Origin of the sequence: Vibrio sp. 10N.286.49.C3, assembly GCF_041469545.1 — a bacterium.
Taxonomy (GTDB): Bacteria; Pseudomonadota; Gammaproteobacteria; order Enterobacterales; family Vibrionaceae; genus Vibrio; species Vibrio tasmaniensis_A.
In genome coordinates, this window is sequence record NZ_JBFRKT010000030.1 from 45,079 (window position 1) to 60,747 (window position 15,669).

The window sequence follows — 15,669 nt, forward strand, 5'->3', positions numbered from 1 at the left end:
TTTAAATTCTATTAGCTCATACGAAGCAGTGAATCAGACGATTTGTCCATTTCCTCTGCTGTGCTCATCATCTTGACCTGCATTTCGAATTGACGTTGTAAGTCAATTAGGCTGGTCATTTCACCGACAGCATTTACATTACTGCCTTCGATGGCACCTTTTAGCAACGTTACCGCTGCATCTGCTTCGTATGCCTGATCTGGGTTTTTCGAACGGAATAAACCATTCGTGTCTTTAAATAAGCTTTGATTATCTGGACGCACAAGTTTGATACGATCAACTACGGCTAATTCTTCAGCTGGAGCGCCTTGAGGAATCACCGAAATCGTACCATCTGTACCAATTTCTACTTTACTGATTGGGATTGGGATCGTGATTGGTGCGTCGTTTTCACCAAGCACTAAATGACCACTTGCGTTGGTAAGCAAACCGTTTTGGTCAACCCTTAGGTTACCGTTACGGGTTAAACCTTCACGACCAGTGTTGTCCATAACTGAAATCCAACCATCACCTTGAATGGTGACGTCTAGATCTCGGCCTGTAGTAACCACACTACCCTGAGCGAAATTATGACCCGGGCGCTCTGTCATGCTGAAAACACGAGTAGGCATACCTTCGCCATACGCTTGCATTGAACGTGCCTGTGCTAAATCAGCACGGAAACCCGTTGTACTTACATTGGCAAGGTTGTTTGAACGCAGCTGCAAAGCCTGCATATTTTGCTTAGCGCCGCTCATGGCAAGAAACAGTGCGCGATCCATAATTTTGCTCCAAAAATCATCTTCTGGAACTAATAAAGCAAACACTATGCCAATATTTTTAACTGTTATTTATCAAAAACTTAAACGGAGAAACAACAAAAAAAAACTGATCATAAAGGATCATTGAGGAAGAATTGTTGCCAGAGGCGTTACCGGGCGGCAATAGGGGCGGCAAATAGAGAAGCAAACAGCCATACGTAATTCATCAACAATACCCAATTCAATAACATTGAATTGGGTATTCGCAGATGATTCAAACGCTCGAAACGATTAACGAATCTGAAGAATATTCTGTTGTAGTTGGTTGTGTACTTCTAGAGAACGAGAGTTCGCTTGGAAGTTACGTTGAGCAGAAATCAAATCAACCAATTCTTGAGTCATATCGATATTCGACTGCTCTAGTGAGCCATTGTTGATACTACCAAATGAACCTTTATTTGATTCACCCCAGATTTTATCACCTGAAGCGTTAGTAGAATCCCATTGAGTGCCGCCTTTCTTATCTAGACCATGCTCATTAGGTACACGAACTAAACCTACGCGGCCTAGTATCACATTTTCACCGTTTGAGTAACTGCCTAGGACACTGCCGTACTCATCGAAATCGATTTTCGTTAAGAAACCAGTTGTCGCGCCATCTTCATCAAACCTAGACAGTTCGAATGGAGCGGCAAACTGAGTTGAAGAATCCAGACCAAAGTTAAGTACCTGTGTCGGATCTGCACCGTTCAAATCAATTGCGTTCTCACCAGCACCGATAGGATCAGATAGAATTGGCTGACCACTGTTAAGGCTTGCTAAGGTACCGTCATTGTTGAATTTCATGGTGTGACCAACATGACCTGCTGAATTCGTCGCGTCGCCACCAGTAATGTTTACCGGCTTCTCACCCGTTTCATCTGACATGGTGTAGTACGTTTGCCAAGTATTCGGTTGAGTCTGATCTTTTAGGTAGTAAGTCGTTAACTTGTAAGACTGTCCCATAGAATCGTAGACCGTCGAAGACGTTGCACGGTTGTAGGTATCTGGATCTTTGAAGTCAAATGTTGCCGGGTCTTTAAGATCACCGTTCGCAGGAAGGTTAACCCCTACTTCAATGTTTTCTGTCTGTTTAGGCTTACCAAACTCAGCTGGAATGTCGAGAGGCTTTGGTGCATAAGAAAGAACTTCACCCGAGTTTGGATCGACATCATAACCTAAAAGAAACTCATCATTGGCCGTAACCATGTAGTTGTCTTTATTTAGGTGAAATGCACCATTACGCGTTAGTTCATTGATCTCTGGCACCATACGGTCTTTCGATACTGCAAAGAAACCTGTACCACTTACACGCAAGTCCATTGGGTTATTCGTATAGATACTTGAACCTTCATGGAACTGTTGTGCCACTTGGCTAGCTTGCGCACCGCCTCCTGGCGTCGTTTTTGCGTTAGTGAACAACGAGCTTGAGTAAACATCCCCGAACTCCGCACGAGACTCTTTAAAGCCAAATGTGTTTGCGTTCGCAATGTTGTTACTGGTTGTATTCAGGTCTAACTGTGCAGCGGATAGACCGCTTAAAGATACATATGACATTCCAATATTCTCCTAATCTAGCTAGCATAATCACTCTAAAAAGAGCTACGCTTTACCAACTTCTAGTACTTCAGCAAGTCGTACTGGCGATGTAAAACCAGCCAGATTGAGTAGTACGTTGCCATCGCCTTTACCAAGAAGCACACTGTTCACGTTCGCATAACTCGACACTTGGAACTCTGTGTTCTCACCTTCCAATAAACCCGACGCTTTCACGTTGTATTTACCGGCCGGCAATGGATTACCGTCTTCGTCTTTTCCGTCCCACTCAACACGCGTGTCACCAGATGGTTTTGAGCCGATATCAAAAGTGCGAACCAATTGGCCAACTTCATTCTCAACACGGACCATTACATTGTCCATTGCCTGAGGAAGCTTAACCATTGACGCCATACCGCCATCACCTTGTTTCACACCTGCCGCTCCAGGAACCAATACATCGCGTCCAACCAAAGAAGATGCCTGCAGTGCTTGGTTAGAAGTCATTGATGAATTCAAGCTTTCAAACTGTGTATTCATTTTGCCAATGCCATCTACGGTCGCAAATGAAGCCATTTGCGCAATCATCTGGTCATTGCTAACCGGCTTAAAAGGGTCTTGTTGTGCAAGTTGCTTAGTCAACAACGATAAGAAGTCATCTTGTTTAAGATCTTGCTTACCTGTTGTTTCATCGGGCTTCTTAGCACCATCTTGAAGACTCTTCAGCTGGTCAACATAGGACAAGCCGCTTTGACCAACATTGTTGATTCCAGCCATTTGCTACCTCCTTATCCTTATTGACCCATCTGCAGCGTACGCAGCAGCATTTGTTTACTCGAGTCAGCAACCTGTACGTTTGTTTGATACGCACGTGATGCTGAAATCATGTTAGCCATTTCTTCCATAACGTTAACGTTAGGCTTATAGATGTAGCCTTCGTTGTTCGCTAACGGGTGATCTGGGTTGTACTCCGCATTCAGCGGTTTATCGCTTTCTACGATACCTAATACTTTTACTGGCACAGTGTGACCACTATTACGCGCCTGATTTAACTCAGCGCCAAACACTGCGTGGCGAGCCTTGTAAGTGTCTTTAGCAGAGCTACTTACACTGTCTGCGTTAGCAAGGTTACTTGAGGTAGTATTTAGACGAACAGATTCAGCACTCATCGCAGAACCAGTCACATTGAATACATTAAATAAGCTCATCTAGTTATTCCCCTTTTATCGCTTTAGTTAAATTCTTGAACTTACTTCCTAAGAAGTCGAGAGAGGCTTGATGCCTAATTTGGTTTTGCATGAAAAGATTTCGTTCCAAATCCAAATCAACCGTATTGCCATCTCCAGTATCAGGTTGCGTAGGAATTCGATACTTCGTTTCCCCATTCACCGTTGTTGAGGCAGAAATATGCCGACCGTCTGTTCGGCTAAGACCAATGCTTGCCCCAGAACTTGCCGCCTGCAGTGATTTATTAAAGTCTAATCCCTTTGCTTTATACCCAGGCGTGTTAGCTTGCGCGATATTGGTGGAAAGCACCTCAGCGTTACGCTCACGTACACCAACTGTGTGCTGGTGAATGCCTAAAGCATTGTCAAAAGAAATAGCCATGTAAACCTCAACTCAAGAACTGACTGTTATGAAATAACCTAAGCAATATATATACCAACTTTAAAAACAAAGTGGCCGACCATTACTTTTACAGGTTACTCGTGGGTAAACTTGCAATATACAAGCCAACAAATAGAGTAAATTGGAATGTCACTCTGACTTAAAGATATAGATTAAATTAGAAAAAGAAAACCCAGCACTTGGCTGGGTTTTAAATTTGGACAGTAATATTGCACCTTAAAGTGGTGACACTAATTACTTTAATTTGTAGATGATGCCTGGATTACAGCGAACCATTTCAAAACGATCCGTTAAGCCGGTTAACGATTCAGACGCACCCAATAACAGGTAACCACCAGGGTTCAGGCTATTTGCCATCTGGTTAAGAACTTTTGACTTCATATCCGGAGAGAAATAAATCAACACGTTACGACAAAATATAATGTCGAATTTGCCTAACAGTGCATAACTCTCCATCAAGTTCTGAGGACGGAAGTTTACCATTCGCTTAACGTTGTCTTTCACTTTCATACGACCATCGCCAGCATCTTCAAAGAAAGTGCGACGGCGCTCAGGAGAAAGTCCTCGGCCCAAGGCAAGGTTGTCATAAGCGCCGGTGCGGCACATATCCAACATACTTGCTGAAATATCAGTAGCGGTAATCGATACATTTGGCAACATACCCGGCTTACGTGCTTGGGTCTCAAGTATCGTCATAGCCATTGAGTATGGTTCTTGGCCTGAAGAGCTTGCCGCAGACCAAATCTTGATAGGACGTTTATTTGCCGCTATTTCCGGTAGAAGTTTATCCGCTAGTACAGCAAACGGATAAGTATCTCGGAACCAAAGTGTCTCGTTAGTCGTCATAGCATCCACTGCCGCCACTCTCAACTCACGGTTTCGACCTGTCACTACATCTCTTAGCAAATCAGACAATGAAGCTACATTAAACTTCGTTACTAATGGGCTTAGACGACTGCGCACTAAATACTGCTTACTGTCACCTAATACAATGCCACATTGAGATTCTAAGAAACGGCTGAAATCGCGATACTCTTGATCACTTATTGTTATAGCAGTCATTAATGTCTCTTTTAGTTAGTTAACGCAGCTTTAACCGCGCCACCAAGCTCATCAGGATTGAATTTCGCGATGAAGGAGTTAGCCCCTACACGCTCAACCATGGCTTGGTTAAATACACCACTCAATGATGAGTGCAAAATTACGTATAAATCTTTTAGTTCTGCGTGACGACGAATCTCAGCAGTCAGCGTGTATCCATCCATTTCAGGCATTTCGATATCTGAAATGACCAATGAAATTTGATCGTAAATACTGCCTTCCGATGCCATTTTCATCAGAGTCTCATAGGCTTCTTTACCATCTTTAACAGCAATGACCTCAAAACCAATAGATTCTATAGCACGTTGAACCTGCTTACGAGCAACTGTCGAGTCATCAGCAATCAAGATTCGGCGAACCAATTCTTTCTCTTGTTCAACTTCTGCAATTTCCTCTGCGATTCTGCTATCCATGGTTTCATCAACAGGTGAGATCTCAGCAAGGATCTTTTCAACATCCAGAATTTCAACCAATTCATTATCGATGTTGGTTACCGCTGTTAGGTAATTATCTTTACCTGAACCATCTGGTGGTGGAAGAATAGCTTCCCAGTGCATATTAACAATTCTATCTACAGAGCTTACGAGGAATGCTTGGATAGTACGGTTAAATTCAGCAATCACCACAAAGCACTTATCGATATCAGATGTAGGACGTCCGCCTACCGCTAGGCTCAAATCAATGACAGAAACTGTCTGACCACGAATATGAGCCACACCTTTTACGAGATGATGTAAATTTGGCATTAAAGTCAGACGAGGGCATTGTAAAACCTCTTTCACTTTAAATACATTAATACCGTAACGCTGACGCCCCATTAGGCGAAAGGTTAGTAATTCTAATCGGTTTTGACCGACGAGTTGCGTACGCTGATTCACTGAATCAAGAATACCCGTCATGAGCTCATCTCCATATCAAACTTTTTGGATAGAAAGTGTTAGTCTACTGCAGGCTACGAACCACTAGAGAAATAAAATGACATATCATAAAGCAAACATATATCTTTTTTCCATAGCTATGTGTAGAACTATTTTTAAAACTGTCGCTAAGTTTATCGGCATTCTAACAATATTGTTTAGTTTTTTTACACACGCGGCAACGCCGGAACAAATTGACATGATCCAATCAGCGGCTGAGCAACACATCCTTGACTCGGTGGAGCAACCGCGAGGCGGTGAACTTTTTGTTAATTCCGCTAATGTAGACTCTAGAATCAAAGCCACAAATTGTCCTATCCCCCTCGAGACAAGTGCCTCGACAACAACCAACACTCGTAGCAGCATTACAGTTTTAGTTCGTTGTGTTCCTGATGAATGGCGTGTTTACGTGCCAGTGCGCCTTTCAATGTCAGTACCACTTGTCACAACGACTCGCTCACTGGCGAGAGGCGAAATTGTCGGTCAATACGACGTCACGACTGCGATGATTTCTCTCAACAAATTTCGTCGCCAAGGCTTTACCACCCCACAACAAGTCATCGGTGCTAAGGTAAAAAAGAACCTAAGACCCGGTGATGTTGTCGAAAGAGGCGATATTTGTGTCGTATGCCGAAATGAGAAGGTTATCATACAGGCAGTAAAAGGTGGCATGACCATTACCACCAAAGGTACTGCACTTACCGATGGCTCAATGGGTGATCAAGTTAGGGTGAAAAATGACAAATCACAGCGTATAATCGAAGGTATTGTTACCAGCATGTCTGAAGTCACGGTTTACTTTTAACACTTCACTTTAAAGTGTCGGTATCGTTAGCGCTTTTATTCTCAACTCTAACATCCAATTATAACGGTTGAGGTGTTTGGTTCGTTTTCGACTATTGAGCTAAAAATTGCTAAAGTATTCTCACCCATGGTCGATATTGACTGTACAGGTTCCCATTTTGAAGAAAAAGGCTTAACTATGGCAGGTATTGATAATATTCGTTCAGGGCAAACCCTAGCGAGCACTAACCGCTCAGCAGTGCGCTCTGATTCTAAGTCTGAGGCATCAAGATCTGATGCATCATCTAAATCACCAGCAAGCAAAGATGCGGTTTCACTAAGCCAACAAGGCAAGGCGATTGGTCAACTCCATCAAGAGATGGCAGCACAACCAAGTTTCGATTCAGTGAAAGTCGCGGCAATAAAAGAAGCGATCGCAAATGGTTCATACACTGTTGATCCAGAAAAGTTGGCCGACAACATGATGAAATTTGAAAACGAATTAAAAGGTCTTTAAGCAAACATTAGCTTTAAAATAAAGTTATTATCTTAAAGTACACGAGGTTATTAGTAGGTTACATTATGGCGGCACTAGCAGATTTAGTTAATTTCCAACTTCAAAATGCCAAAGCCTTATCTGAATTATTGAGTTCAGAGAAAATCGCTATTACAAGCCGACAATCAAGCGATATTGAGCGAATAGCCAAAGAGAAAGTGGTTCTTGTTGAACAACTAAAATCAACCGATCAACGAATCGCTGCCCATACTAATATATCTGAACTGACCGAGAACCCTGAACTTGCTCAGTTAGTCACAACCATCAAATCCATAGTGCACGACTGCCATCAAGCGAACTTGGTAAATGGCGAAGCCTTGAATCGAGCACACCTTAGCTTCAAAAAACTCAGCAATATGATGCAGCAAAGTCACGGCAAAATTGGCATGACCTACAATGCCGGAGGCCAAACGCATACAATTTCTACGCTAGGAACCAACGTTAAAGCCTAGTTAGGTAAACCACCGCCCTCTCATATCTGTATCTGTATCTGTATCTGTATCTGTATCTGTATCTGTATCTCAGCCTACCCTTCTCGTTACACTAGTCAAATCTCCCACTAAACCTGTGAATGTACTCCCCAAGCCGATAAACAAAAAAGCGGCAAGCACTTTAATACTTACCGCTTTCTTATTCATAACCGTTACTGGTCGCCGTTACGCCATCTGGAAAGCGAATAGCAGCCAATATAACAGGAGAAACCTATAACTAGACGCCCCTTAAACTAGAACAACGTTTGTTGCCTCTTCTCAGGCACTGGCTGAACTTCGCCATAATTACGCAGTTGTTCCATTTTTTGGATGTCTAACCGCAGTTCAGTCACATAGCTGTCGCCAACAGGGTAACTGCGCACCACTTCGGCACCACGGATAACACCATCAACCGCGCCTGAAGTTCTCTCAGTACCAAGACGCTGATCTTCAAGCTCAGCTCGACCACTCACGCGCATACCATACACTTGCTCGGCAAGTTCACGATACGCATCAATTTTAGAGGCTCTCATTGCTCGAATACGTTTCTCTTCGTCATTACGACCTTTCTGCTCGCTGACACTCGCGTAGCCAACCGCAACCAAAAAGTCATTAGGTCTCATGCTTTGTAATGGTTGGCAGCCGACAAGCAATAAAGCGGCAACAACAAATATTAACTTCTTCATCACGAACTCCTAAGGGCGAAGAATAACAGTATGAGGCTGACTGATCGTTGGATCAGAACGAATAATAACCCCATCTTGAGTTCGAATACTGTTCAGAGTATCTAAGTCACGACCAATACGGTCTGCAGGTAAAAAGCCTTGTGCGGAAGCAACAACGATGCGAGTTTGCATTCCGACCACACGAGCATTCACTAGAACACCGCCTTCTTGACGAAGCATAGTTCCAGTCAAAACATACTGGACGTCTTGCTCTTGGGCTAAGTCTTTCCAATCGCGGCTAATAGCAAAATCCCCCTGGTGGGTCACTTGGATAGAGCCTGTGGTTTTAAAATCAACCACTTTAAAACCTCGACGTTGAAACTGATGAATGAAACCTTCTGATACCGAGTTTCCTAACCAACTGGTTGTGTCCATGTGTTGCAGATCGACAAACGAGGTAATGGCAATGGGTGTTCTGGCTGAAATACTCGTATTCGACAAGATCAAATCTTCGGTCATGCTTTCCACGAAAAAATCCATGGTATGACGCGGGCTGTCCATCAACATAAACGGACTACCTGAATACTCAGATTTACCGTTATAGATTGGCGAATAAGCGCATGATGTCATTAACATGACACTCATTACTACGAGCCATTTTTTCATTCTCTTATCTCCAGATATATTTAGTGCTTGCTGTTCCAATATGTTCTCGCCATGACTCTTTTCAATGGATTACAATGTTGGAACAATCTTTGCTTTTCATTAATGGTTCAGATTATGAAAAACGCACTTGAGTCAGCTTTAAGCTTATAGATATTTGTTAAGCAATATTTATACCCAACTGGTAACGAATAGATGAAAAAAATAATTTATTACTTATTTTCAATAAGTTTACTGACAACCATCAGCTTCAGTACTCATGCCTCTTGGTATGAAGTTACCGGTACTGCAACCATCGTATCGTCAGAGGATGCGGCAAGGGTTCATGCCCTAGAGGATGCCGTTTACAAAGCCATACAGTTCTCTGGTGCTGACATCGGCAGTATTGCAAACCTCACCCCCTACTTAGATGCAAAAAAGAAAGAATTTCAATTTACCAATCATGAAGTGCGCTACATCTTAGTAGAAAAAGAGAAGAAACGCGGTGGCAATATAATGGTCACTGCAAGGATAGACATCTACCCTTCGGCAAGTGCTTGCCATGAAAGCCAATATAAGAAGACGTTTTTGGTCGGTAATATTGATGTAAGCTCTCCACAACAAGCTGTGATGGGCCGAATCTATAACATTGGTGATGATTTTGGCCATGTTGTTAACCGACAACTGGCGCAAGAATCTCGCAGTTTTGTCTCTGTTGGCACAACAAATTACGACATTGACAAGCGTCGACCGGAAGTGATCAAAATGATCGCACAAGATACGGGGGCACAGTACATCATAGGTGGTGACATCACCGACTTAACCGCAACCATTGAATCGAAGCTTTTGAAAGACGACATTATCAATCGCCAATTTGCGTTAGAAATGCAGGTATTCGATGGTAAAACAGGTCATCAGGTTTACAACCGAAGCTATCGTGAAGTAGCAAAATGGCCATTTGCGAAGACCAGTGAAATCGACACCCGCAGTGCTCGTTTCTGGGCATCAACCTATGGCAGCATGATGCTTCGTGTCAGTCGTAATATTATGTTGGATTTAGAATCGGAAGTATCTTGTAAAATCACGCTTCCTGAAGTTGCTGCTGTGTTTGGGAATATGGTGACCATTGATTTAGGCCGAATACACGGTGTAGAACAAGGCGACAAACTTCAGCTTTGGCACACAGGTTCATTTATCGACCAAAGAGGCTTGCCACGCAATAAGGTCTCTCAAAGCGATATCACCCTGACGGTTTCTCGCGTTTATGAAAACGAAGCTGAACTCACCATTGATCAACCAAGCCTTGCGGGAAGCATTCAAATTGGTGATGTAATGCAGAAAATCATGTAGTTAGCAGCACCATCAACTCATATTTTCTAATAAAGCCTTAGCAAAAGTACTAAGGCTTTATTTTTTTCATGAGGATTAGTTTCGGTTTCGCGGTATTTGTCGTAATCTTATTAATAACATAATCATCATTTAGCGAACTATGAGCCAGAATAATCTAATTGGTGCTACCGGTTACCGCTTTATCTCGAAAGGTAAGACCGCTTTTAAGATCCACATTCATACACCCGACGATACGGTATTACATCGTTCAGTTGGCTTTGTTCGTATGGGGGAAGACAAAGCACTCAAGAAAACCATCAAATTAAGAGATGAGCTAGGTAGACAGCTTTGGGGCAAGTTTTGGCCAAAGGTCCTCAAAGAACCTTATCTCATGACACGTCTGCCTCATAGTTTAGAGCCTAAAATTGTATTTAAGCCTAATCCAACGCAGAGTGACCCTGAACATCGCGACGAGTGCTACATAGCGAAATGGCGTGTTTTCTCTGAGAATGGTGATTACAAATATAGAACAAAAGTATGCTCTATACGAAAACACGGTCGACTCGCAGCCTACAGCCAAACCAAACGAGCACTGCTTGAAGCTCACAAAGATGTGATTGAGCTGCTTATCTTTATGGGACGATTGAACAGCATTGATCTGAAGTAGTATCAACCTCGATAACTTCGTTAGAAATTTTGGATTCTGACGTACTGGAGTTGGTATTCGAGCTGAGAGGCTGATTATCAGATACAAAAACAGCCGCGCATTGCGGCTGTTTTGATTTATGGCTAACCATAGTGACCATTTAGCATGCTATTACATACTAAATAGACCATCTAGCTTCGGCATATCTCTGCCAGCGTCTTCAATCGACGTTTTGACTCGTTTACATAGGGGTTTCTTTGATCCCATGCGTAGCCCGCCAAAATCGAACATACCATTTGCTTTATCTTCAGGTTTGGTTCTTGATAGAAAATCACATCCTGAAGAGCCCCCGAGTACCACCCTTCAACATACGTTCTAAAAGTATTTACCCCAATCATCAATGGTTCAGCGTATTCACGATCCCAGTCGACTTTCTCACCATTGAGTTGTTTTTCCACACACTCAACCACAAACTGAGCCGACTTCATCGCAATAGTCACTCCCGATGAAAATACAGGGTCAAGAAATTCCCCCGCATTACCCAGTAATGCATACTTATCGGTTGCAAGATGTTTAACGTTGACAGAATAGCCACCAATTTCGCCTGCGGGATTTGGATACTCCGCATTTGCCAAAATCTCGGCCAAGCCCGACTCTTCTGTTGCCAGCTGCTTAATCGCCGAAATCTTGTCTTCTGGGTATGATTCAAAGAATTTAGGTTCCCCTACCACACCGAATGAAGAGACTCCGTTACTGAAGGGAATCAACCAATACCAAACATCAGGATTGGTTGGATGTACCGAGACCAAAATTTTACTGCGATCGTATTCAAGATCAGTATCCGTTGCTGAGATATGATCATTAATATGTGTGAAGATAGCTTTGCGCGGAGGAAGTCGTGATGGCTCTTCTAAATCGAGCATCTTGGGTAACACTCGACCAAAACCACTACCATCAAGGACGTATTGAGCCTCTAGCTGATAACGCTCTCCACCCTGTATTTGTACATCTAGTACAGTACGGTCTTCAGCGAAGTTAATGCCTATCAGTTCATGTTGGTAATCAATGGTAACACCCTGCGCTTCAGCACAGTCTGCCATTACCTTATCAAAAGTACCTCGTTGAACCTGAAACGTCGTTCCCGGCCCAGAAGAGAACTTATCTTCAAAATTAAACGCCGTATAAACACCATTTTTACGAAAAGCCGCGCCATCTTTAAATTGGAAGTTAGCATTAGCCACAGCTTCGCTCATGCCCGCTTGTTCGATCACTTCCATGCACGCAGGTAACAGGCTTTCACCAATAGAAAAACGGGGGAAAAGGCTCTTTTCAATCACTCGAACATCGATGCCTTTTTTATGAAGCAAAGACGCAGCAATAGACCCAGATGGGCCAGCTCCGATGATCACTACTTGAGTTGACAGTTTTTTCATTAATTTAAGCCATGTTTACCATGATTATTTCGCGTTAGCTTTCAGCTCCAGAAGCGTATGCCCAAGACCGATATCGTCGGTACGAGTCACCACATCAAAGCCAGCCTCTTCCACTATCTCTAGGAAATCTTCACTGCGGTAAAAGCGGCTGTTGCCGTTGGCCAAGCAAGTGAAGTAGAGAGACGTCGCATTTAAGCTATAAGAAGCCGCATCGTATTTCTGTGCATCCCAAAACAGTTCAAGGATATAAACAGTCGCGTCTTCTGACATATGAGAGCGAACACGCTTTAATATGCTAAGAATTTCCATTGGCGAGAAACAATCAAGGAACTGACTCATCCACCACACATCCGTACCTGTCGGCAGCGCTTGCTGTTTATCAAGCATGTTAGCGGGGAATGGAGTCACTCGGTCTTGATGACCGTGCTGTGTTGCGTTTGCCATTGCCATTTCTAATTGCTGCGGCAAATCGACAATCGTCACCTCGACATCAGAGTCGTAGTTACAACATTGCATTGCCCACTTACCTGTATTACCGCCAATATCCACCAGCGATTTAGGCTTCTTACTGAAAACTTTCTCAAGTAACACAGGGAACGAACGATCTGAATAGAAATGATCAAACTTAAACCAACTCTCTTTTGCTTTTTCTGGCAATTGAGACAAACCTTGGTAAATCGTTTCCCAGTCACCCAGCTCTTTCAAGCCCGCGGGTGTACCTTCTTCTATTGCTTCGGTTAAATGCATCATCGCGGCGTAACAGACATCAGCCGTGAAATCCATATTTGCGTTGGTCATGCCATCGTGCAATAGATAAAAACCTAGGTTAGCCATTTTATAATGGGGCTTATCCCAAGTAACGATATGAGCACTCAACGCCATATCAAGCAGAACTTTGACACCGTATTCGGATACACCCGTTGCTTGAGAAATAGTTTCAGCGGGTAAACCATCATTGCCCGCGTCATCTAACGCTTTCAAAATACCTAAATCACGAAGTGTACGAGCTGTATGAAAAACAATAGGAGCAAAAGACAATTTTTGCGCTTCTGTTTTTGCTTCTAATGCGTTAAATGGATCTAATTTATATTCCGACACGAAAAACCTAACTTTAAAATAATAGAGAGCTACATAGCAGCCATTTGTGCAAGCTTGCGTTTAATATCAACGTTCAAGTTATTAACCCAACGGTTGTAATTACGGTGTATTTCACCATCGTCGTACTTCAAATTCTCTGATTCGACGTAAAGAATAGAGTAAAACTTATCATTATATGGAATATCAACCACAGCATGATGTGAACGGACATACAGTTCAGCACGGATTAGGCCTGGCTTAATTTCTGAAACCAACCAACCTCGGTTCTCAGCAGACTCATAAATCGCTGATTTCACCTGTTTACTTTGAAGATTCAAAGCAACTGGAGTATCCTCAACATTCATTACAGGTTGGACACGTCCACAGCCTGCAAGAACGAGTATAAATAACATTGAAACGGCTATTTTTAGTAATTTCATTTAAACTCCTTACCCGTGTTTATTTATAAGCATGCATAGTATTAGTTAGACCCAAAGTAAATCAATACTCTATGTCAAATCAATCCCAATTAATGTCGTTTAATATTGAAAAATGGTCAGCAAATTCGCCAGGCCTCTATTCCGTTGCCGAGTGGCAAACGTGGAGCACTCATTTAGATTGGCCGCAAAATGGCTCAACCGAATTTAAAGCCATCCCTCCTATGATGCGTCGCCGAATGAGCCTGCAAAGCAAACTGGCCGTCCAAACCGCATTAACCCTATTAAAAGATACCTCGATTGATTATCTGGTTTTTGCCAGTCGGCATGGTGAGCTCCACCGAACTGTTGCTTTGATTCAATCAATATTAGAAGGTGACGATGCCTCTCCAATGGCGTTTTCCCAATCAGTACACAACACCGCAGCAGGCCTAACAACGATTGCTGCAAAAGCACCGATTCCACTGACCTCTATCGCTTCTGGGCAAGATACCTTTCACAACGCCCTGATTGAAGCTTATCTTTACCTACATCAGTATCCGTCACATCGTGTACTCGTCATTGACTTCGACCAACCTCTGCCTGATGTATATCGAGAATACGAAAATCAGCACTATGCTGACTACGCTCTAGGTTTAGTACTCACTGCAGGCAGTGACTACTCGGTTTCGAGAGCAGTAACAAGTAAACCAATCGCTAGCCCCCCCAAAGTTAGAGACAGCTCAGCCGCTGATTTACCACAAGGCCTACAAACGCTACAACATATCCTATTGGGAACACAGCATTGGACTATTGCTGGTAAGCACCAAAACTGGTCCTGGGTCAATAACGCCCAAGCTGGTGCACAGAAATGAGCAAAGTAGGCCAATGTTGGCGAGTATTCGCGACGGGGCTCTGCTTTACCATCTTTGGTTTGGGAGGCTTAGTCTTAAGCTTCTTAATCTTACCTTCGATCGCCCTAACGACTCGCAACGTCATAGAAAGAGAGCTCAAAGCACAACGATTAATCCGTTTCTCATTCAATGCATTTTGCCAAATAATGAAGTTCACAGGCGCGATTGATTACCGAATTGATGGCGCCGAACTGCTCCGCGAAGATCGCAACTGCATCATTGTCGCCAATCACCCTAGCTTGATTGACTATGTACTGATCGCCTCTCAACTTCCTCAATGTGATTGTCTTGTTAAAGCGGCAATATGGGAAAACCCGTTTATGAAGAGGATTGTCAAAGCAGCGGGATACATACCCAACCAAACCCCTGACGATCTTTTAGAACGCTGTGAAGAACGCTTTTCGCGTGGCAATGTATTGTTAGTTTTCCCTGAAGGAACTCGCACAACGCCAGGAATTGAACCATCCTTACAACGTGGTGCGGCACAAATTGCCACTCGAACACAAACCGACTTACGCGTGATTCATATTACAGTTTCTCCGACATTCTTAACAAAAGAGAAAAAATGGTATCAAGTTCCTGCCACTAAACCCTTTTTTCATATCGCAGTGAAAGGTAAAATAGACGTCGCACCCTTTATTGAGAATTCAAACAACTTAACTTCGGCAGCAAGGCGCCTCAATCAACACCTTGCACAGACTATTTTTCCTTCCGAAGAGAATATTTAGCTCATCAATAAAACAACTGGTGATATCAGCGTTTCGAAAATACATCAC

General features: G+C 43.1%; 19 protein-coding genes. 7 read left to right on the forward strand and 12 right to left on the reverse strand.

The window, feature by feature from the left end; genetic code table 11:
* Positions 1-11 precede the first annotated feature (11 nt).
* From flgF to AB4180_RS14085, 7 genes are all read right to left on the reverse strand, one after another.
* Positions 12-761 carry a flagellar basal-body rod protein FlgF gene (gene flgF, locus AB4180_RS14055; RefSeq protein ID WP_017103995.1) on the reverse strand — a complete coding sequence of 250 codons (750 nt, stop codon included), beginning with the start codon at positions 759-761 and terminating at the stop codon, positions 12-14.
* A gap of 270 nt (positions 762-1,031) precedes the next feature.
* Entirely contained in the window at positions 1,032-2,336 is a 1,305-nt protein-coding gene (gene flgE / locus AB4180_RS14060; protein WP_009848572.1) for a flagellar hook protein FlgE, read from the reverse strand.
* 45 nt (positions 2,337-2,381) lie between these two features.
* On the reverse strand, positions 2,382-3,092 hold the full coding sequence (gene flgD, locus AB4180_RS14065; RefSeq protein WP_009848573.1) for a flagellar hook assembly protein FlgD: 711 nt from the start codon (positions 3,090-3,092) through the stop codon (positions 2,382-2,384).
* Between the two features lie 17 nt (positions 3,093-3,109).
* Positions 3,110-3,523: a flagellar basal body rod protein FlgC gene (gene flgC / locus AB4180_RS14070; protein WP_009848574.1), complete on the reverse strand. Its 414-nt coding sequence runs from the start codon at positions 3,521-3,523 to the stop codon at positions 3,110-3,112.
* Positions 3,524-3,527: 4 nt separating this feature from the next.
* Complete coding sequence (flgB, locus tag AB4180_RS14075) at positions 3,528-3,923, reverse strand: flagellar basal body rod protein FlgB (protein WP_009848575.1); 396 nt, start codon at positions 3,921-3,923, stop codon at positions 3,528-3,530.
* A gap of 255 nt (positions 3,924-4,178) precedes the next feature.
* Positions 4,179-5,006 (reverse strand): protein-glutamate O-methyltransferase, encoded by an 828-nt coding sequence (locus AB4180_RS14080; protein ID WP_009848576.1) that lies wholly within the window; start codon positions 5,004-5,006, stop codon positions 4,179-4,181.
* Between the two features lie 11 nt (positions 5,007-5,017).
* Positions 5,018-5,944 carry a chemotaxis protein CheV gene (locus tag AB4180_RS14085; RefSeq protein WP_009848577.1) on the reverse strand — a complete coding sequence of 309 codons (927 nt, stop codon included), beginning with the start codon at positions 5,942-5,944 and terminating at the stop codon, positions 5,018-5,020.
* 76 nt (positions 5,945-6,020) lie between these two features.
* Here AB4180_RS14085 and flgA point away from each other — a divergent pair, with 76 nt between their 5' ends.
* From flgA to AB4180_RS14100, 3 genes are all read left to right on the forward strand, one after another.
* Positions 6,021-6,767: a flagellar basal body P-ring formation chaperone FlgA gene (gene flgA, locus AB4180_RS14090; protein WP_012603426.1), complete on the forward strand. Its 747-nt coding sequence runs from the start codon at positions 6,021-6,023 to the stop codon at positions 6,765-6,767.
* A 177-nt stretch (positions 6,768-6,944) separates the two neighbouring features.
* Positions 6,945-7,262, forward strand: coding sequence for a flagellar biosynthesis anti-sigma factor FlgM (flgM, locus tag AB4180_RS14095; protein WP_029223115.1), 318 nt, complete (start codon positions 6,945-6,947; stop codon positions 7,260-7,262).
* 65 nt (positions 7,263-7,327) lie between these two features.
* Positions 7,328-7,753, forward strand: coding sequence for a flagella synthesis protein FlgN (locus AB4180_RS14100; RefSeq protein ID WP_017103993.1), 426 nt, complete (start codon positions 7,328-7,330; stop codon positions 7,751-7,753).
* A gap of 272 nt (positions 7,754-8,025) precedes the next feature.
* On the opposite strand, the gene flgP is transcribed toward AB4180_RS14100, so the two are convergent.
* Together flgP and AB4180_RS14110 are read right to left on the reverse strand one after the other, a co-directional pair.
* Positions 8,026-8,457 (reverse strand): flagellar assembly lipoprotein FlgP, encoded by a 432-nt coding sequence (gene flgP / locus AB4180_RS14105; protein WP_012603423.1) that lies wholly within the window; start codon positions 8,455-8,457, stop codon positions 8,026-8,028.
* 9 nt (positions 8,458-8,466) lie between these two features.
* The gene (locus AB4180_RS14110; protein ID WP_012603422.1) at positions 8,467-9,102 is read right to left on the reverse strand and encodes a FlgO family outer membrane protein; all 636 of its coding nucleotides are present in this window, start codon (positions 9,100-9,102) and stop codon (positions 8,467-8,469) included.
* A 192-nt stretch (positions 9,103-9,294) separates the two neighbouring features.
* Here AB4180_RS14110 and AB4180_RS14115 point away from each other — a divergent pair, with 192 nt between their 5' ends.
* Positions 9,295-10,428: a flagellar assembly protein FlgT gene (locus AB4180_RS14115; RefSeq protein WP_017099160.1), complete on the forward strand. Its 1,134-nt coding sequence runs from the start codon at positions 9,295-9,297 to the stop codon at positions 10,426-10,428.
* Positions 10,429-10,567: 139 nt separating this feature from the next.
* The gene (locus tag AB4180_RS14120; protein WP_009848584.1) at positions 10,568-11,074 is read left to right on the forward strand and encodes a hypothetical protein; all 507 of its coding nucleotides are present in this window, start codon (positions 10,568-10,570) and stop codon (positions 11,072-11,074) included.
* Between the two features lie 170 nt (positions 11,075-11,244).
* On the opposite strand, the gene AB4180_RS14125 is transcribed toward AB4180_RS14120, so the two are convergent.
* From AB4180_RS14125 to AB4180_RS14135, 3 genes are read right to left on the reverse strand one after another with little or no spacing between them, the layout of a single operon-like run.
* A complete protein-coding gene (locus tag AB4180_RS14125) occupies positions 11,245-12,486 on the reverse strand; it encodes an NAD(P)/FAD-dependent oxidoreductase (protein WP_017103992.1) in 1,242 nt (413 codons plus the stop codon).
* A 24-nt stretch (positions 12,487-12,510) separates the two neighbouring features.
* Positions 12,511-13,584, reverse strand: coding sequence for a methyltransferase (locus AB4180_RS14130; protein ID WP_102250352.1), 1,074 nt, complete (start codon positions 13,582-13,584; stop codon positions 12,511-12,513).
* A gap of 29 nt (positions 13,585-13,613) precedes the next feature.
* Positions 13,614-14,003: a hypothetical protein gene (locus AB4180_RS14135; RefSeq protein ID WP_017103990.1), complete on the reverse strand. Its 390-nt coding sequence runs from the start codon at positions 14,001-14,003 to the stop codon at positions 13,614-13,616.
* 71 nt (positions 14,004-14,074) lie between these two features.
* Here AB4180_RS14135 and AB4180_RS14140 point away from each other — a divergent pair, with 71 nt between their 5' ends.
* Both AB4180_RS14140 and AB4180_RS14145 read left to right on the forward strand, forming a co-directional pair.
* Positions 14,075-14,854, forward strand: a complete 780-nt coding sequence (locus AB4180_RS14140; RefSeq protein WP_017103989.1) for a beta-ketoacyl synthase chain length factor — start codon at positions 14,075-14,077, stop codon at positions 14,852-14,854.
* Complete coding sequence (locus AB4180_RS14145) at positions 14,851-15,621, forward strand: 1-acyl-sn-glycerol-3-phosphate acyltransferase (RefSeq protein ID WP_009848589.1); 771 nt, start codon at positions 14,851-14,853, stop codon at positions 15,619-15,621. The genes AB4180_RS14140 and AB4180_RS14145 overlap by 4 nt, the downstream gene beginning before the upstream one ends.
* Positions 15,622-15,669: the final 48 nt, after the last annotated feature.